Source organism: Shinella zoogloeoides (assembly GCF_030733845.1).
In the GTDB taxonomy this organism is placed as follows: domain Bacteria; phylum Pseudomonadota; class Alphaproteobacteria; order Rhizobiales; family Rhizobiaceae; genus Shinella; species Shinella zoogloeoides_C.
In genome coordinates this window covers 714,658-731,886 of record NZ_CP132311.1, presented here as the reverse complement: position 1 = coordinate 731,886, position 17,229 = coordinate 714,658, and the positions used below count along the sequence as shown (strand labels likewise).

Genomic DNA, 17,229 nt, shown 5'->3' with positions numbered 1-17,229 from the left:
CAGGAGCCTGCCATGAGCTACGACCAGAAGCGTGTCGTCGATGCCATCCGCGCCTTCGAGGCCGGCGAGATCGTCGTCGTGACCGATGACGACGGCCGCGAGAACGAGGGCGACCTGATCGTCGCCGCCGTGCATTGCACGCCGGAAAAGATGGCCTTCATCGTGCGCCACACCTCCGGCATCGTCTGCACGCCTATGCCGCGCGAAGAGGCCAAGCGCCTCAACCTCAACGCCATGGTGGCGGAGAACGACTCGGCGCACACCACTGCCTTCACCGTCTCCGTCGATTTCAAGCACGGCACGACGACGGGCATTTCCGCCGACGACCGCACCTTGACCGTGCGCAACCTCGCCAATCCCAATGTCGGCCCGGCGGACTTCGTGCGCCCCGGCCACATCTTTCCGCTGGTCGCCCGCGAGGGCGGCGTGCTGATGCGCTCCGGCCATACGGAAGCGGCCGTCGATCTCTGCCGCCTCGCCAGCCTGCCGCTGATCGGCGTGATCAGCGAACTCGTCAACGACGACGGCACCGTGATGCGCGGGCCGCAGGTGGCGGATTTCGCCGAACAGCACGGCCTCAGGCAGCTCTCCGTCGCCGATCTCATCGCCTACCGCCAGCGCAAGGAAACGCTGATCGAGCAGGTCGACAGCTTCGACCTCAAAACCCTCTACGGCAAGGCGAAGGCCTATACCTACACGCTGCCCTGGGATCCGATGCAGCATCTTGCCGTGGTCTTCGGCGACATCCGCGACGGCGTCGACATTCCCGTGCGCCTGCATCTCGAAAATGTCGGCGGCGACGTCTTCGGCGCGAGCCGGCAGATCGATAGCATCATGAAGCGCATCGCCGAGCAGGGCCGCGGCGTCATCGTCTACCTGCGCGAGGGTTCGGTCGGCGTCGGCCAGTCCTCGACCGCCCGCAAGGGCATGCACGACCGCGAAGGCCATGACGAGGCGCAGGCGCGCGAAAGCGAATGGCTGGAAATCGGCCTCGGCGCGCAGATCCTGAAGGACCTCGGCATCACCTCGATCCGCCTGATGGCCTCGCGCGAGCGCCACTATGTCGGCCTCGAAGGCTTCGGCATCGCGATCAGCGCGACGGACCTCTGCTGACCCGGGGTCGCTACCGAAGCAACTGCGCTACAGAGGCAAAAGGCCCCTCCCCAACCCCTCCCCACAAGGGGGAGGGACTTAACCGGCCGCACCCTCGGCGATGAAAAATCAACCGGAGAGCAAGCCTCAAGCTTTCTCCCCCCTTGTGGGGGAGATGCCGACAGGCAGAGGGGGTCTTCCTGGTCACGGCGGCCACAGTCGCCCACTCCCACTCCGGCCGGGCTACACCTCCCCGCGCCAGCCGTCGAGATAGCGCACCCCTTCCACCCCCGTGAATTTCGCAAGGCGCGCCAGCTCCGCCTCCAGCTTCTCCAACCGCCCTGACGAGACGCGGACCTTCGGCTCCCACCAGAGGCGCTTGACGTCGAGCGTGCCGGCCTTGCGGTCGGCCTTCATGTCGATGCGGCCGACGAGGCGGTCGCCTTCGAGCAGCGGGAAGACATAGTAGCCGTATTGCCGCTTCGGCTCCGGCACGAAGACCTCGATGCGGTAGAAATAGCCGAAGAGCCGTTCCGTGCGATTGCGGTCGCGAATCAGCGGATCGAAGGGCGACAGCACGCGCAGACGCGCCGGAGGCTCCGGTATGTCGCCGAGACCCGCCGGAAAATCGGCAAAGGCGTAGGCACCCCGCGGCTTGCCGCCGTCGGCCGTCTCGATGGAAACGGGGCGCAGCTCGTCGCGATGCGCCTCGACCCAGGCCTTCGCCTCCTCCGGCGAGATAAGCGCCCAGAAGGCGGCGATCTCGCCGTGGGTGGCAAAACCAAGCCGCTCCAAGGCGCTGCGGCAGGCCCAGTCGACGAAGGCATCGTGCTCCACATCCGGCGCATGGTGGTGCGGCGGCAGCACGCGCTCGGAGAGATCGTAGACCTTCTGGAAGTTCTCCCGCCGGGCGATGGCCAGCTTGCCGGTGTGCCAGAGATATTCCAGCGCCGTCTTGTTCGGATGCCAGTTCCACCAGCCGCCCGACTTGTGGTCGTCCACCTTCAGGTCGCGTGAGAGAACCGGCCCGCCGGCGGCAATGCGCTCGTAGGTTTCCTCGAACGCCCTGTCGAAGCCCTCGCCCTGCCATTTGCGCCAGCGCTCCAGGATGGACGCCTCCTTGCGGCGAAACCGATGCTTCCAGTAGCGGAAGAATTCGCTCGGAATGATGGAGGCGTCATGCGTCCAGTGCTCGAAGAGCTCGCCGTCCTTTTCCAGCAGCTCCGCCAGATGCTCGCGCCGGTAGGTCTGGTTGCGCGAGAAAAGGATCTGGTGATGCGCCCGCTCGACGGTGGCGATGCTGTCCACCTGCACGAAGCCGATGTCCTGGATGAGCTGCAGCAGCCCCTCCTTGCCGAGCAGGCGGCCCGGCGGGGCGCTGAGGCCCTGGCGGGCGAGGAAGATGCGCCGGGCCTCGGCATTGGAAAGGAGAATCGTCATGCCGGATGATAGGCACATATTCCCGGTTTGTTCTAGCGCTTTATGCAGCGGCCCTGTCCCGTCGGGCTCGCTCGCCCGCGCCGCGCGAATGCAACCATCCTGCGGTTTCCTTTGCGTCTTGCCGTGTTATAGCTCCCCCCGATTTTCTGCGAACCGGGATTCCGCTCTTGGATATCGTCTTTACCGCCGCCACGGTGCGCTATGGCGCACGCGCGGCGCTCCATCCGCTGACCCTGACGCTCGTCGAGCGGCGCATCGGCGTCGTCGGCCTCAACGGTTCCGGCAAGACGACCATGGCGCGGCTGATCAACGGCCTCGTCAAGCCGACCGAGGGCACGGTGACGGTCAGCGGGCTCGATACGGTTGAGGATGCCGAGGCGGCGCGCGGCAGGACCGGCTTCATCTTCCAGAACCCGCAGCACCAGATGATCCTGCCCATCCTTGCCGAGGACATCGCCTTCGGCCTGAAGAACCGCGGGCTCGGCAAGGCGGAGATCGCCGAGAAGACGGAGGCGATCCTCTCGCGCTTCAACATTTCGCATCTCGCGCGGCGGCGCGTGCACGAGCTTTCCGGCGGCGAGACGCAGCTTGGGGCGATCGCCAGCGTGCTCGTTACCGGCCCTGACCTTTTGATCCTCGACGAGCCGACCAACCAGCTCGACCTCAAGAACCGAGCGCTGATCGAGCGCACCATCGCGGCCCTGCCGGAACAGGTGCTGGTGATCACGCATGACCTTGCGCTGCTCGACGGCTTCGACCGCGTGCTGGTCTTCCACGAGGGACGGCTTGCCGCCGACGCTTCGCCGGCAGAGGCGATCCGCGCCTACCGGGAGATCGCCGCGTGCTGAACGGGCTCGACATCGAGGGCGATTCGCCACTTCACCGCCTGCCGGTGCGCGGCAAGCTGGTTCTGCTCTTTGTCGCCGCGATCGGGCTTTTCCTCGTTTCCGACCTGCGCCTCCTCGTGCCCGCCCTGGCTCTTTGCGCCGCGCTCTACCTTTCGACCGGCATCGGCCTTGGAAACGCGCTTCGACGCACGCGCCTCGTTCTGTTCACGGTGCTCATCCTCGCAGGCGCGAACTATCTCTTCCATTCGCTGCACGAAGCCGTCGTCGTCTTCTGCCGCCTGTCCGCGCTCGTCCTGCTCGCCGCCGCCGTCACCGCGACGACCGGCATCTCGGCCTTCATGGACGAGATCACCCGGCTGCTCACGCCGCTCGAGCGCTTCGGCTTCGTGCGGGCGGCGGATGTCAGCCTGGCGGTCGGCCTCGTCATCCGATTCGTGCCGGAAATCTTCGCGCGCTATCAGGACATAGCCGACGCGCACCGGGCGCGCGGCCTGCCCGTCCGGCCGCTGACGACGCTCGTGCCGTTGATCATTCTCACGCTGAAGGATGCGGATACGATCGCCATGGCGATTGACGCCCGCGGCTTTCGGCGGCACTAACCATCCACCCAGCCTTGTCCATCCAGGGAACCTGACATGACCACCAGAGACATCGTCCTCATCGCCCTCTTCACCGCCATCATGGTGGTGCTTGGCCTGCTGCCGCCGATCACCTTCGGCTTCATCCCCGTGCCGATCACCGCGCAGTCGCTCGGCCCCATGCTGGCCGGCTGCATCATCGGCGCGCGGCGCGGCGCGGCCTCTATGCTGCTCCTGGTGCTTCTCGTGGCAATCGGCCTGCCGGTCCTGTCGGGCGGGCGCGGCGGCCTTGGCGTCCTCGTCGGCCCGAGCGCCGGCTATATCGTCGGCTGGGTTGTCGGCGCCTTCGTCTGCGGCCTGATCGCCGAACGCCTCGTCAAGGAAGACCAGAACGAACTCACCCAGTTCCTCGCCTTCCTCGCGGCCTCCATCGTCGGCGGCGTCGCCGTCGTCTATCTCTTCGGCGTTCCGTGGCTCGCCTATATGAGCGGCAAGGCCTTCTTCGAGACCGCCGTCGCCTCGCTGGTCTTCCTGCCCGGCGACCTCATCAAGGCCTTCGTCGCCATGCTCGCGGGCCGCGCCGTGCTCGCCGGCTATCCGCTGCTGCCGCAGCGCGCCTGAGCCGATGCCGCTTTCCGGCGCCATCGAACGGCACGCCGCCACCCGTCCTACGGACCCGGCCTTCCATCTGGAGGACCGGGTTCTTTCCTACGCGGGCCTCGCGGCCACGGCCCGGCAGGTTTTTGCCGGCCTGGCGACCCTGGCACCCGAAGGCCGAAGCAGCATCGGCCCGGAAAACCGCCTCGTCGCCGTCGCCACCGGCAACCACGCGCTCTTTCCCGCCGCCTTCGTCGCCGCCACGGCGGGTAACAATTGCGCGGCGCTGATCGATCCGCACCTGCCGGAAGCCGTCCGGCAGCGGCTCATCGAGACGCTCGACCCCGATATCGTCGTCACCGTCGCGGGCGATGGTCTCCATCTGCGCAATCCGCACAGCGGCGCGGCCCTGATCGTCACGGAAGTCGATGCCTGCCTCCATGCACCGTTACCGGAAGGCAGCGACGACGCGCCGTTCCTGATCGTCTTCACCTCCGGCACCACGGCCGACCCCAAGCCGATCATCCGCGACCGCCGCTCCTGGCGCATCAGCCTTGCCACCGGCGCGCCCTTCTTCGGCATCAACGCCGCCACCAGCACCTACGCGCCCGGCCCCCTCGCCCATGGCCTTGCGCTCTATGCGATGACGGAGACGCTGCTCGCCGGCGGCACGTTCCACTCGGCCCGGCATTTCGATGCGACGGAGGGGCTGGAGACGATCCGGGCCGAGGCCGTTCGCCGGCTGGTGCTGGTGCCGACGATGCTGCGGCGGCTGTGCGAAGGCACGCCGGTCGAAAGCGTCGAAGCCGTCACCGTGGCCGGCGCCAAGCTGACGGCCGCCGATCATGCGCTCTGCATGAAGAACTTCCCGAAGGCGGCGCTGCGCGAATATTACGGCGCATCCGAACTCGGCTTCATCACCGTCACGGCACCAGGCGATGCCGCCTCGTCCACCGCCGTCGGCAAGGCATTTCCCGGCGTGCGGCCCGTCGTTCTCGATGAAGCCGGCAAGGTACTGCCGGCGGGCGAAACCGGAACCGTCTTCGTCGAAAGCCCGCTCATCTCCTCCGGCTATCTCGGCGCGGGCGACTGCGCGGGGCTCGTCCGTTTCGGCGCCCTTGCGACGGTGGGCGACCTCGGCTTCCTCGATGCGGACGGCACGCTGCACCTGCTCGGCCGCTCCGGCGGCATGGTGCTTTCCGGCGGCAACAACATCTATCCGTCCGAGGTCGAGGCGGCCCTGCTCGGCCTTGCCGGCATTCGCGCCGCCCATGTCTTCGGCGTAGAACATGCCGACCTCGGCAGCGAGCTTGTCGCCGTGATTGAGCCCATGGCCGGAAGCGACCCGACCGCGGCGGCGCTCGCCACGGCGATGGCGGCGGTGCTGCCACGCTACAAGCAGCCGCGCCGCATCTGGCTCTGCCTGAAAATGCCGGTAACGCCCTCCGGCAAGGTCGAGGCGAGAACCGTGCGGCAATGGGTGGCGGAGGGAAGCGATGCACTCGAACGGCTCGTCTGATCCCACGCGCGTTCCGGTCGTCGCGGCAGCGTTCCGCACGCCGATCGGCCGCATCAACGGATCGCTCGCGTCCGTCGAGCCGGCGAGGCTTGCCGCACCGCTCATCCGCCACATCCTCGCCGAAACGGGACTGCCGCCGGAAGCCGTGGACGACGTGATCCTCGGCAATGCCGCCAACAGCGCCGGCAACCTCGCGCGCCTTGCCGCGCTGGAGGCGAGCCTGCCCGTTTCCGTTCCCGGCATGACGGTGGACCGGCAATGCGGCTCGGGGCTGGAGGCGATCGCGCTTGCGGCCCGGCTGGTCCAGGCCGGCGCGGGCCGCTTCTATCTTGCCGGCGGCACCGAGAGCACCAGCCGCGCGCATCTGCGCTTTCGCCCGCCGCCAGAGCCCGGCGGCGCGCCCGATCCGGTGCGCCGCGCCCGCATGGCGCCCGATGCCGTCGGCGACCCGGACATGGGGATCGCCGCCGAGAACGTCGCCGCCCATGCCGGCATCGGCCGGGAACGGCAGGACGCCTTCGCGCTCGAAAGCCACCGGCGCGCCGTGGCGGCGCAACGGGCCGGCAGGTTCGACGACGAGATCGTGCCGGTCGAAACATCAGCCGGCACCATCTCCCGCGACGAATGCCCGCGCGAAAACACCTCGCTGGAAAAGCTGGCCGCGCTGAAACCCGCCTTCCGGCCGGACGGCACCGTGACGGCGGGCAATGCCTGCCCAGTCAATGACGGCGCCTCGGTCGTGCTGGTGACGTCGCTCGCCGAGGCGAGGAACCTCGGCCTTCCCGTCTTGCTGGAAGTGGTGGACAGCGCCGTGGCGGGCGTCGATCCGAACCTGCTCGGCCTCGGTCCCGTCCCGGCCATGCGTAGGCTTGCCGCGCGCAATCCCGGTCTCGACGCCAGCAACATCCCCTTCATCGAATTCAACGAGGCCTTCGCCTCGCAGGTGCTCGCAAGCCTTGACGCATTGAACGTCGATCCCGCCGTCGTCAACCGCGACGGCGGCGCGCTGGCGCTCGGCCATCCCTACGGCGCGTCGGGCGCGATCCTCGTCACACGGCTCTTCGCGCAGATGCGGGCGGCGGGCGACGGGACCGAGGCGCTCGCCATGATGGGCATCGGCGGCGGCATGGGCATTGCGACCCTGTTTCGGAAAATGTGAGGGGAGAGAAATGAGCGAGAAGACCTATTCCGGCGGCTGCCTGTGCGGCACCATCCGCTTCGAAGCGACGGGGCCGGCGGAAAAGCCGCATACCTGCTCCTGCCGATTCTGCCAGCAGCATACCGGCGCGCCGGCGGCCGCCTGGGTGGAGTTTCCCACCGAGCGCCTGCAATGGACCGGCGCGGGCGGAAAACCATCCACCTGGCGCTCCTCGGACTATTCCAGCCGCGCCTTCTGCCCCGCCTGCGGCAGTTCCATCGGTGCTGTCGACGACGAGCCGGTCGTGGCCCTGCTCATCGGCGGTTTCGACGAGCCGTCCGATCCCGATCTGGCGCCGCAATACCATTCCTTCGAGGATTGCCGGCCGGGCTGGCTGCGGGTCGAGACGGCGCCGTCAGGCGAGGAATGATTTCAGCCAGTCGCGCACGGGCTGCGGCACGTTGACGGGCTGGCGGCTCGCCGGATCGACGGCGACCCAGACGATCTCCAGATCGGCGGCCGGCGCGCCTTCCGACGAAATCGCCACCGCGAAGCTGAGCGAGGTCGCGCCGATGCGGGTGAGCGAGACCTTGAAGCGGGCGACATCGTCGAGCCGGAGGCCGTGATGGAAGGTGCAGCCGGACTTGCGCACGAAATAGACGGGATCGTTCGCGCCCTCGGGCCGGTGGCGCCAAAGATGGGCGACGGCCGCCTCGGCATGCGCGTAATAGGCGGCATTGTGCATATGGCCGTGCATGTCTATATCGCGGAACGGTATCCGGACCTCGCTGACCGTGATGTCTGCCGCCTGTTCCACGTCTTGTCCCGGGATAAAACCATGCTTCGTGCCGTTGTTAGAGCGTTCGGCGATCCCCGGCAAGTGATCGGCCTCGAAGAGGTGGAGCGCACCGCCCCGGCCCCCGGCGAGGTGGAGATCCGCATCCGGCGCGCGGCGATTAACCCCTCCGACCTCATCCCCGTCACCGGCGCCTACCGCAGCCGCACCCCCCTACCCTTCGTGCCCGGCTTCGAGGGCGTGGGGGAGATCGTGCGGATGGGCGCGGGCGTCTGTGGGGTTCGCCCCCCTCTGTCCTGCCGGACATCTCCCCCTCAGGGGGGGAGATCGGCTGGGGCAATGTCGCACCCATCCTCAACGGCGCAGGTTGAGCAAGGCTCTCACCACTTGCCAATCTCCCCCCCTGAGGGGGAGATGTCCGGCAGGACAGAGGGGGGTGAGCCAAATCCTCAAGGCCCCAAGACAGGACTTTCCATCGGCCAGCGCGTGCTTCCCATTGGGGCGAGCGGGCTATGGCAGGAATATCTCGTGCGCCCGGCGGAATGGTGCTTTCCCGTGCCGTACGACCTCTCCGACGATCAGGCCGCCATGGCCTATGTCAACCCTCTGACGGCCTTTCGGCTGGTCGATGCCGTGGAGGCCCATTTCGGCGGAGGGCGCGGGCAGCAGGTGGGCGTCACCGCCGCGGCCTCCGCCATCGGCAAGATGCTGCTGGTGCTTCTGACGGAGGAAGGTTTCCGCCCGGTGGCGCTGGTGCGCAGCGAAGCGACGGCAGCGCGGCTGGCCGGGCGCTTTTCCGGCGAGATCGCCGTCCAGTCCTGCCCGCCGCTCGACGCCGTGCTCGATGCGGTCGGCGGGGAGCCGGGCAATGCGCTGTTCCGGCAGGTCCGCGCCGGCGGCGCCTTCATCCAGTACGGCGCGCTCTCCGGCGCGCAGCTCGATCCGATGCTGGTTGCGCGCCGCCGCGAGGACGTCGCCTTCTCCTTCCTTTGGCTGCGCAACTGGGTGCATTCGGCCCCGCGCGGCGCCATCGAAGCCGCCTTCGCACGCAGCTTCGCCGGCATCCGCACCGGCGTCCTCGGCTCGCCCGTCGACGCCGTCTTTGCGCTCCCAGACCTTCCCGCGGCGCTTGCCCGCCAGGATGACCCGACCCGCACCGGAAAACTGCTCATCGCGCCGTGACGGTTGAAAAGGCGTGGACATGGCCCATTTCCCGTGGACCTTACCAACCGCAATGGGTAGCTTCCGGCCATGACGACGTTTCTCTTCGAGAACCCGATCTTCCTCGAGCACCATACGCCGGAGGGCCACCCGGAGCGGTCGGACCGCATCCGGGCGCTGAACCTCGCGCTGGAGCACGAGCGCTTCTTACCGCTGGTGCGCGAGAAGGCGCCGCAGGCGAACGAGGATTTCGTGCTGCTCGCCCATCCGGAGCGTCACCTCACCGCCGTGATGTCCGCAATGCCCGAAGAGGGCATCGACCAGGTGGAGGCGGACACCTATGCCAGCCCCGCCAGCCTCCAGGCCGCGCTGACCGGCATCGGCGGGGCGGTCGCGGCCGTGGACGCCGTCTTCGCCGGCAAGGCGGACAATGCCTTCGTCGCCGCCCGCCCGCCCGGCCACCATGCCGAGCGCACGAAGGCGATGGGCTTCTGCTTCTTCAACAATGCCGCCATTGCCGCCCGCCATGCACAGAAGGTCCACGGCGCCGAGCGCGTCGCCATCGTCGACTGGGACGTGCACCATGGCAACGGCACGCAGGACATCTTCTTCGACGATCCGTCCGTGCTGTTCTGCTCGACGCACCAGATGCCGCTCTATCCCGGCACCGGCGCGAAGGACGAGACGGGCGCGGGCAACATCGTCAACGCGCCGCTGTCGATGAACGACGGCAGCGACCAGTTCCGCGAGGCGTTCAGGTCGCGCGTGCTGCCGCGCGTCGCCGATTTCGAGCCGGACCTGATCATCATCTCCGCCGGCTTCGACGCCCACCACCGCGATCCGCTGGCCCAGATCAACCTCGTCGCCGACGATTTCGACTGGGCGACGGCCAAGCTGATGGAACTTTCCGAAAAATCGGCGAACAACCGGGTGGTCAGCCTGCTGGAAGGCGGCTACGACCTGCAGGGCCTCGCCGAATCCGCCGCCACCCATATCTACCGCCTGATGAGAGGCTGACCATGAACAACCCCGCCCCCGCCCCCGATGTTTCCGCCCTCTCCTTCGAGCAGGCCGTGGAAGAACTGGAAAAGATCGTCGCGGCGCTGGAGCGCGGCGACGTGCCGCTCGACCGCTCCATCGAGATCTACGAGCGCGGCGAGGCGCTGAAGAAGCACTGCGAGACGCTGCTGTCGGCCGCCGAGAACCGCATCGAGAAGATCCGCCTCGACCGCGCCGGCAAGCCGCAGGGCACCGAGCCGCTCGACGGCTGATACCCGCCATGGTAGAATGAGGCCATGACGAAGGAAGAGATCATCGCGAAGCTGCTGGAGCACCGCGCCGAACTCGAGGCGGCGGGGGCGGAGCATGTTTCCCTGTTCGGGTCCGCGGCGCGCGGCGACCATACAGACGAGTCGGACATCGACGTCCTCGTCAAGCTTTCCGAACCGGTCCGGCAATCGGGCTTCGGCTATTTCGGCGCACTTGCCGACCTCAAGGGGCTGATCGAGAACCTGACTGGGCGGGGAGTCGATGTTTTGCCCGAGCCGATCCAGAAGGAACAGCTTCGGCGAAACGTCGAACAGGAGCGTGTTGTTGCCTTCTAGCCGGCCCAAGATTCGCTTTCTGGATATAGCCGAGAATGCCGACAGCATTCTTCACTACACAGCGGGTATGGACCGCGTATCGTTCGAGCAGGATCGGCGCACCCGGGACGCCGTCGAGCGCTGTCTGGCCAGAATCTCAGAAGCCGCCGTAAAGCTCGACAAGACCGCCGAGACGATGCTGCCACAACACCCGTGGCGCCAGATTCGGGACCTCGGCAACGTTATTCGCCATGCCTACGATCATCTCGATGCGGAAATCGTCTGGATGATCATACACGAACAGCTTCCCAAGCTTCTTGCCGACGTTCGGGACGCAGCGGCCCATCTGCCCGACGATGGAACATAGAAGCGCAACACACCGTCAACGCCCGCGAGCCTATCCACGTCCTCCCCCGCCCGCTAGCATGCCCTCACGAACCAACGACAGGAGGGCGCGATGAGCTTTTTTCCGGGAAAGGACCCCGAGGCCGGGGATGCGGCGGCGTGCGATGCGCTGGAGCATCTGATCATCCCGCGCACCAGCGATATCGGCGGGCTGGAGGTGCGGCGGGCGCTGCCCACGGCCAAGCGCCGGCTGGTCGGTCCCTTCATCTTCTTCGACCGCATGGGCCCGGCGCTGTTGAGGGCCGGCGAGGCGATCGACGTCAAGCCGCATCCGCATATCGGGCTGTCCACCGTCACCTATCTGTTCGATGGAGAGATCAAGCATCGCGACAGCCTCGGCACCGAAATGGTGATCGCGCCCGGCGACATCAACCTCATGACGGCGGGGCGCGGCATCGTGCATTCGGAGCGCTCGCCGGAGAACCTGCGCGGCAAGCCGCAATCCATCTCCGGGCTGCAGACCTGGCTGGCGCTGCCCGACAGCCACGAGGAGATGGCCCCGGTCTTCTCCCACACCACGAAGGCCGAGCTTCCCGCCTTCTCCGCCGACGGCATCACAGGGCGCACGATCATCGGCACCTATGAGGGCCATGCCTCGCCTGTCAGCGTGCCGACGGACACGCTCTACACGGACCTGACGCTGGCCCCCGGCGCCTCTGCGCCGCTCGCGGCGGACTGGGAGGAGCGCGCGGTCTATGTGCTGTCCGGCACGCTCGACGTCGCCGGTGACGTGTTCGAGGCCGACCGGCTGCTCGTCTTCCGCGCCGGCGACGCCATCACGCTGAAGGCGGGGCCGGAGGGCTGTCACATCATGCTATTCGGTGGCGCGGCGCTCGGCTCGAAACGCTATATCTGGTGGAACTTCGTCTCCTCCTCCAAGGAGCGCATCGAGCAGGCGAAGGAGGAGTGGCGCACCGGCCGTTTCGACATCGTTCCCGGCGACGAGGAGGAGTTCGTGCCGCTGCCGGCAGGCTAACGCATAGACGGCTGGATATTTAATATCGCCGCCCTCTATTCGATGCCGATAGCGGCCTTGTGTGGAGGCTTGACACATTCATAGCCATTCAGCTATATGAAAATCCATAGCCATTGAGGTATGGATTTTGACCGAGCCGCACGACATCCTCTTCCGCACCCTGGCGGACCCGACCCGCCGGGCGCTCTTCGAGCGGCTTTGCCGCGAGGGCGAAAAGACGGTCGGGGCGCTGACGGCGCAGGCCGGCGTCTCCCAGCCGGTCGTCTCGAAACATCTCGGCCTGCTCAAGCAGGCCGGCCTCGTGCGCGACCGCCATGAGGGCCGCCAGACGCATTACAGCGCGCAACTTGGCGCGCTCGCGCCGCTGGTCGACTGGACCGGCCAGATGGCCCGGTTCTGGGAGGCGCGGTTCGATGATCTCGAAAATTTGCTCAGGAGAATGGACCAATGAACACGCAGACACGCACGGTCGTGGTCGAGCGCGAGATCGCGCATCCGCCCGAAAAGCTCTGGCGCGCGCTGACGCAGCCGCATCTCATCGCCGAATGGCTGATGCGCAACGATTTTGCGCCGCATGTCGGCCACAAGTTCACGCTGACCGGAGACTGGGGCAGCGTCGAATGCGACGTCCTGACGGTCGAGCCGGGAAAAGCCCTGACCTATACCTGGAACCACGTTCACGACGACCCAGCTTTCGACCTGAGGAGCGTGGTATGCTTCACGCTCACGCCGACCGCCTCGGGAACCGTCCTGCGCATGGAGCAGACCGGCTTCCGGCCGGAGCAGAAGCAGGCCTTCGGCGGCGCGCGCTATGGTTGGGAGGAGCATTTCACCAACCTTGAGCGGGTTCTGGCGGGAATGGAATAGGGAGGAAACGATGAACTGGAACATGCGGATAAGACAGGTCCACCGTTGGCTGTCGATCATCTTCACGCTTGCCGTGCTCATCAACATCGCGGCGATGGCACAGGGCCAGCCGGCCATCTGGATCGGTCTCCTCGCCCTCTTCCCGCTCATCCTGCTGCTGGCGAGCGGGCTCTATCTCTTCGCCCTGCCCTATGCGGCGCGGTGGCGGCAAGGCTAGGAGGGCGCGATGGCCGGCGAAAAATCCGACAAGCCCGTCCTGCTTTCGGGCGGCAACCCGCAGATCGCCAAGGGCTACGGCGACGGGCCGATCAAGGCCTATATCGCGGCCATGCCGGGCTGGAAGAGCGATATCGGGCGAAAGCTCGACGCCCTGGTCGAGAAGACGGTGCCCGATGTCCACAAGGCGGTGAAGTGGAACTCGCCGTTCTACGGCATCGAGGGCGACGGCTGGTTCCTCAGCTATCATTGCTTTGCGAAATACATCAAGCTGACCTTCTTTCGCGGCACCTCGCTCGATCCGGTTCCGCCGGTCGCTTCCAAGACGCCGGAAACGCGCTATTTCCACATTCATGAGGGCGAAGCGCTGGACGAGGCCCTGCTGGCAAGCTGGATCAAACAGGCGAGCCGGCTTCCCGGCGAGCGCATGTAGCAACATAAAGGGTGGACCCATGGCTGAAACCGAAACCGCGCAATCCCCTTCCGCGCTGATCGACAAGCGCATCGCCGAGCTTGCCGATTGGCGCGGCGAGACGCTGGCCCGGCTGCGTGCGCTGATACGGGAAGCCGACCCCGACATCGTCGAGGAATGGAAATGGCGCGGCGTCCCCGTCTTCGAACATGACGGCATCGTGTGCACCGGCGAGACCTACAAGGCCGTGGTGAAGCTGACCTTTGCCAAGGGCGCCTCGCTGGAGGATCCGGCCGGGCTGTTCAATTCCAGCCTCGACGGTAACACGCGCCGCGCCATCGACTTCCACGAGGGCGAGGCGATCAGGGAAGACGCGCTGAAGGCGCTGATCCGCGCCGCCGTCGCACTCAACAGTGCCGGCCGCGCGAAGAAGAAGAGGTGAAGGAACGTCGTCCGCCTCGGGAATCATGTTGAAGTCTCTCGGGCGGGGCGTCCGCAAAATGCCCCAATTGCCCAACAAGACTCCGTGAATGCGTCGGTTTGTAAGGTATCAATCCGGCGAAATACGCTCTAGACTTGCCGAAACGGTTGAAATCGCGCGCCGCATTCTGCATGTGACAGGCAAGCGCGGCTTCAAACCGCATGTCCGGGCCGGGCTCCGCAACGGAGCGGCGGCACGCGGGCGAGAACACGAGGCATGAGAGTGACACAAGCACCCGCCACACCCCTGCTCGACAAGGTCCACATTCCCGCGGACCTCAAGGCCGTGGACGATCGCGACCTGCCGCAGCTGGCAGCCGAACTGCGCGCCGAGATGGTCGATGCCGTCTCGCGCACCGGCGGGCACCTCGGTGCGGGCCTCGGCGTGGTGGAGCTGACCATCGCCATCCACAAGGTGTTCGACACGCCGAAGGACCGGCTGATCTTCGACGTCGGCCACCAGTGCTACCCGCACAAGATCCTGACCGGCCGGCGCGACCGCATCCGCACGCTGCGCCAGGAAGACGGCCTTTCCGGCTTCACCCGCCGGGCCGAGAGCGAATACGACCCCTTCGGCGCCGCCCATTCCTCGACCTCGATTTCCGCCGGCCTCGGCATGGCGGTCGCCGCAGACCTGTCGGGCGACCACCGCAATGTCATCGCCGTCATCGGCGACGGCGCGCTGTCGGCCGGCATGGCCTACGAGGCGCTGAACAATGCCGGCGCGCTCGATGCCCGCCTCATCGTCATCCTCAACGACAACGACATGTCGATCGCCCCGCCGACGGGCGCGATGAGCGCCTATCTCGCGCGCCTGGCCTCGGGCCGCACCTATATGGGCTTCCGCGACCTCGGCAAGAAGCTGACGGCCTATCTCGGCAAGAAGGTCGACCGCGCCATCACCCGCGCCGTCGAGCATGCGCGCGGCTACGTCACGGGCGGCACGCTGTTCGAGGAGATGGGCTTCTACCATATCGGCCCGATCGACGGCCATTCTTTCGAGCACCTGCTGCCGGTGCTGCGCAATGTGCGCGACAATTCCAAGGGTCCGGTGCTGATCCACGTCGTCACCCAGAAGGGCAAGGGCTATCCGCCGGCGGAAGCCGCACCCGACAAGTATCACGGCGTCAACACGTTCGACGTCATCACCGGCGCGCAGGCCAAGGCCAAGCCCAATGCGCCGGCCTATACCGCCGTCTTCGCCGATGCGCTGGTGCAGGAAGCCGGCTTCGACGAGAAGATCGTCGGCGTCACCGCCGCCATGCCGAACGGCACCGGCCTCGACAAGCTCGCGAACGCCTTCCCGGCGCGCACCTTCGACGTCGGCATTGCCGAGCAGCATGCGGTGACTTTCGCCGCCGGCCTTGCCGCCGAGGGCTACAAGCCGTTCTGCGCGCTCTATTCCACCTTCCTCCAGCGCGGCTACGACCAGGTGGTGCACGACGTCGCCATTCAGGGCCTGCCGGTTCGTTTTCCCATCGACCGGGCGGGCTTCGTCGGCGCCGACGGGCCGACCCATGCCGGCTCCTTCGACACGACCTATCTTGCGGCCCTGCCCGGCTTCGTGGTGATGGCCGCCGCCGACGAGGCGGAGCTGAAGCACATGGTGCGCACCGCCGCCGCCTATGACGCCGGCCCGATCTCCTTCCGCTATCCGCGCGGCGAGGGCGTCGGCGTCGATATGCCGGTTCGCGGCGAAATCCTCGAGATCGGCAAGGGCCGCGTCGTCAAGCAGGGCTCCAAGGTCGCCCTCCTCTCCTTCGGCACCCGCCTTGCCGACTGTTTGCTGGCCGCCGAGGACCTCGACGCGGCAGGCCTTTCCACCACGGTCGCCGATGCGCGCTTCGCCAAGCCGCTCGACCATGACCTCATCCGCCAGCTCGCCCGCCACCACGAGGTGCTGATCACCATCGAGGAGGGCGCTGTCGGCGGCTTCGGCAGCCATGTGCTGCAGTTCCTCGCGCTCGAAGGCCTGCTCGACCACGGCCTCAAGGTGCGCCCGCTGGTGCTGCCGGATATCTGGATGGAACAGGCCAAGCCCGACGCGATGTATGCCAAGGCCGGCCTCGACCGCGCCGGCATCGTCTCGACGGTCTTCCAGGCGCTCGGCCAGAAGGCCATCGGCGTCGGCGCGGCCGGCTGAGCGCCCTTCACACTGCTTTTATGCTGAGGAAGAGCCCGCTTTCCTTGGCGGTTTCCAGCACGCCATTGCCCTCGCGGAACGCAGCGGCAATGGCGTTGCGCAAATCAGCAAGCTGCGCCTCGTCGGCCGTATCGCCCGGCGGAAAGGACGTCAGCGCCAGGAAGACGTCTTCGGCCTCCGTCACGCGAAGACGGGCGGGATGCTGCTCCATGGCGACATTGCCGAACGCGGCGCGCATCAGGCGCTCGGCCTCATCATAGCCGAAACGGGCGGCGGCGGGATCGAACGGCTGGCTGCCGAGCGTGGTCGCCAGCGCGTAGATCGCACGCGTATTGCCGATCCCGTTCGTCGTGACCGCTAGAACGCCGCCGGGCTTCAGCACCCGGTGCATTTCCGCGATGGCCCTCGCCGGCTCCGGCACATGGTAGAGCATGTGCATGGCGATGACGGCGTCGAAGGTATCGTCGGCGAAGGGCAAGGCGGATGCATCCGCCTGATGGCCCGCGACGCCGGCAAAGGGCAGGCGCCGGCACCGTGCCAGAGCCTCCTCCACCATGCCCGGCGACAGATCCGAAAGCGTCAGGTCGAGACGCTCCGGCAGGGCCGCCGCGGCGCTCTCCCAGAACCAGCCGGGCCCGCAGCCGGCGTCGAGAACACGGCTTCCCGCCTTCAGAGGCAGCCGCGCCGCCACCCAGGAAAACCAGCCGACCTCGGCAATCGTGTATTCCCGGTTGAGGCGGGCCCGCGCCGCGAGCTTGCGGCTGTCGCCATATTGCCGGTCATTGCCGGACGTCATTCCGGATGTCGTGGATGACATCGTCTCCTCCCCATTCACGCGGGGCAGATCATACGGGTGCAAAGCCGCATGCGCCATCGCTCCGGCATCCGTCAGACTTTCTCAACCATCGCGGTTTGCCGGCACGTAACCACGTCCCTTGGGTGTTGTGAAACCTCCGCCCGCTACTATGCCGGTCAACG

At 67.0% G+C, this 17,229-nt stretch carries 22 protein-coding genes and 1 pseudogene; 20 read left to right on the top strand and 3 right to left on the bottom strand.

Translation table 11 applies throughout. The features are described 5' to 3' along the window. The first annotated feature begins 12 nt into the window (after positions 1-12). Positions 13-1,113 (top strand): 3,4-dihydroxy-2-butanone-4-phosphate synthase, encoded by a 1,101-nt coding sequence (ribB, locus tag Q9316_RS04530; protein WP_306034053.1) that lies wholly within the window; start codon positions 13-15, stop codon positions 1,111-1,113. Positions 1,114-1,335: 222 nt separating this feature from the next. Here ribB and Q9316_RS04525 read toward each other — a convergent pair whose 3' ends face one another. Then, entirely contained in the window at positions 1,336-2,532 is a 1,197-nt protein-coding gene (locus tag Q9316_RS04525; protein ID WP_306034052.1) for a winged helix-turn-helix domain-containing protein, read from the bottom strand. A 167-nt stretch (positions 2,533-2,699) separates the two neighbouring features. On the opposite strand from Q9316_RS04525, the gene Q9316_RS04520 reads away from it, so the two are divergent. From Q9316_RS04520 to Q9316_RS04495, 6 genes are read left to right on the top strand one after another with little or no spacing between them, the layout of a single operon-like run. Continuing rightward, a complete protein-coding gene (locus tag Q9316_RS04520) occupies positions 2,700-3,380 on the top strand; it encodes an energy-coupling factor ABC transporter ATP-binding protein (protein ID WP_306034051.1) in 681 nt (226 codons plus the stop codon). Continuing rightward, the gene (locus Q9316_RS04515) at positions 3,374-3,979 is read left to right on the top strand and encodes an energy-coupling factor transporter transmembrane component T family protein (protein ID WP_306034050.1); all 606 of its coding nucleotides are present in this window, start codon (positions 3,374-3,376) and stop codon (positions 3,977-3,979) included. The genes Q9316_RS04520 and Q9316_RS04515 overlap by 7 nt, the downstream gene beginning before the upstream one ends. Before the next feature lie 36 nt (positions 3,980-4,015). After that, positions 4,016-4,579 (top strand): biotin transporter BioY, encoded by a 564-nt coding sequence (locus Q9316_RS04510; protein ID WP_306034049.1) that lies wholly within the window; start codon positions 4,016-4,018, stop codon positions 4,577-4,579. Positions 4,580-4,583: 4 nt separating this feature from the next. Next, positions 4,584-6,074 (top strand): class I adenylate-forming enzyme family protein, encoded by a 1,491-nt coding sequence (locus tag Q9316_RS04505; RefSeq protein WP_306034048.1) that lies wholly within the window; start codon positions 4,584-4,586, stop codon positions 6,072-6,074. Beyond that, positions 6,052-7,233 carry a thiolase family protein gene (locus Q9316_RS04500; protein WP_306034047.1) on the top strand — a complete coding sequence of 394 codons (1,182 nt, stop codon included), beginning with the start codon at positions 6,052-6,054 and terminating at the stop codon, positions 7,231-7,233. The genes Q9316_RS04505 and Q9316_RS04500 overlap by 23 nt, the downstream gene beginning before the upstream one ends. 10 nt (positions 7,234-7,243) lie before the next feature. Then, positions 7,244-7,642 carry a GFA family protein gene (locus Q9316_RS04495; RefSeq protein WP_306034046.1) on the top strand — a complete coding sequence of 133 codons (399 nt, stop codon included), beginning with the start codon at positions 7,244-7,246 and terminating at the stop codon, positions 7,640-7,642. Here Q9316_RS04495 and Q9316_RS04490 read toward each other — a convergent pair. Then, positions 7,628-7,969, bottom strand: coding sequence for an acyl-CoA thioesterase (locus Q9316_RS04490; protein ID WP_371877989.1), 342 nt, complete (start codon positions 7,967-7,969; stop codon positions 7,628-7,630). The two genes, Q9316_RS04495 and Q9316_RS04490, sit on opposite strands and share 15 nt — an antisense overlap. Positions 7,970-8,050: 81 nt before the next feature. Between Q9316_RS04490 and Q9316_RS04485 the strand changes: the two are divergent. The 13 genes and pseudogenes from Q9316_RS04485 to dxs form a co-directional block, all read left to right on the top strand. Further along, positions 8,051-8,272, top strand: a pseudogene (locus Q9316_RS04485) (alcohol dehydrogenase catalytic domain-containing protein); the annotation flags it as partial. A gap of 150 nt (positions 8,273-8,422) precedes the next feature. Next, on the top strand, positions 8,423-9,190 hold the full coding sequence (locus Q9316_RS04480) for a zinc-binding dehydrogenase (protein ID WP_306035205.1): 768 nt from the start codon (positions 8,423-8,425) through the stop codon (positions 9,188-9,190). 69 nt (positions 9,191-9,259) lie between these two features. Next, complete coding sequence (locus tag Q9316_RS04475) at positions 9,260-10,186, top strand: histone deacetylase family protein (protein WP_306034044.1); 927 nt, start codon at positions 9,260-9,262, stop codon at positions 10,184-10,186. Between the two features lie 2 nt (positions 10,187-10,188). Then, the gene (locus tag Q9316_RS04470) at positions 10,189-10,440 is read left to right on the top strand and encodes an exodeoxyribonuclease VII small subunit (protein ID WP_306034043.1); all 252 of its coding nucleotides are present in this window, start codon (positions 10,189-10,191) and stop codon (positions 10,438-10,440) included. A gap of 24 nt (positions 10,441-10,464) precedes the next feature. Next, complete coding sequence (locus tag Q9316_RS04465) at positions 10,465-10,773, top strand: nucleotidyltransferase family protein (protein ID WP_306034042.1); 309 nt, start codon at positions 10,465-10,467, stop codon at positions 10,771-10,773. Further along, positions 10,763-11,119 carry a HepT-like ribonuclease domain-containing protein gene (locus Q9316_RS04460; protein WP_306034041.1) on the top strand — a complete coding sequence of 119 codons (357 nt, stop codon included), beginning with the start codon at positions 10,763-10,765 and terminating at the stop codon, positions 11,117-11,119. The genes Q9316_RS04465 and Q9316_RS04460 overlap by 11 nt, the downstream gene beginning before the upstream one ends. A gap of 90 nt (positions 11,120-11,209) precedes the next feature. Beyond that, positions 11,210-12,133 (top strand): pirin family protein, encoded by a 924-nt coding sequence (locus tag Q9316_RS04455; protein WP_306034040.1) that lies wholly within the window; start codon positions 11,210-11,212, stop codon positions 12,131-12,133. 127 nt (positions 12,134-12,260) lie between these two features. Then, positions 12,261-12,584 (top strand): ArsR/SmtB family transcription factor, encoded by a 324-nt coding sequence (locus Q9316_RS04450; protein ID WP_306034039.1) that lies wholly within the window; start codon positions 12,261-12,263, stop codon positions 12,582-12,584. Then, entirely contained in the window at positions 12,581-13,000 is a 420-nt protein-coding gene (locus tag Q9316_RS04445; RefSeq protein ID WP_306034038.1) for an SRPBCC family protein, read from the top strand. Before Q9316_RS04450 ends, Q9316_RS04445 begins: the two co-directional genes overlap by 4 nt. Positions 13,001-13,010: 10 nt before the next feature. Further along, positions 13,011-13,217 (top strand): hypothetical protein, encoded by a 207-nt coding sequence (locus Q9316_RS04440; protein ID WP_306034037.1) that lies wholly within the window; start codon positions 13,011-13,013, stop codon positions 13,215-13,217. Between the two features lie 9 nt (positions 13,218-13,226). Beyond that, positions 13,227-13,649: a DUF1801 domain-containing protein gene (locus tag Q9316_RS04435; RefSeq protein WP_306034036.1), complete on the top strand. Its 423-nt coding sequence runs from the start codon at positions 13,227-13,229 to the stop codon at positions 13,647-13,649. A gap of 19 nt (positions 13,650-13,668) precedes the next feature. Then, positions 13,669-14,070 (top strand): DUF1801 domain-containing protein, encoded by a 402-nt coding sequence (locus Q9316_RS04430; RefSeq protein ID WP_306034035.1) that lies wholly within the window; start codon positions 13,669-13,671, stop codon positions 14,068-14,070. A 261-nt stretch (positions 14,071-14,331) separates the two neighbouring features. Further along, positions 14,332-16,251 (top strand): 1-deoxy-D-xylulose-5-phosphate synthase, encoded by a 1,920-nt coding sequence (gene dxs / locus Q9316_RS04425; protein WP_306034034.1) that lies wholly within the window; start codon positions 14,332-14,334, stop codon positions 16,249-16,251. Between the two features lie 7 nt (positions 16,252-16,258). On the opposite strand, the gene Q9316_RS04420 is transcribed toward dxs, so the two are convergent. Continuing rightward, a complete protein-coding gene (locus Q9316_RS04420; RefSeq protein ID WP_306034033.1) occupies positions 16,259-17,068 on the bottom strand; it encodes a class I SAM-dependent methyltransferase in 810 nt (269 codons plus the stop codon). Positions 17,069-17,229: the final 161 nt, after the last annotated feature.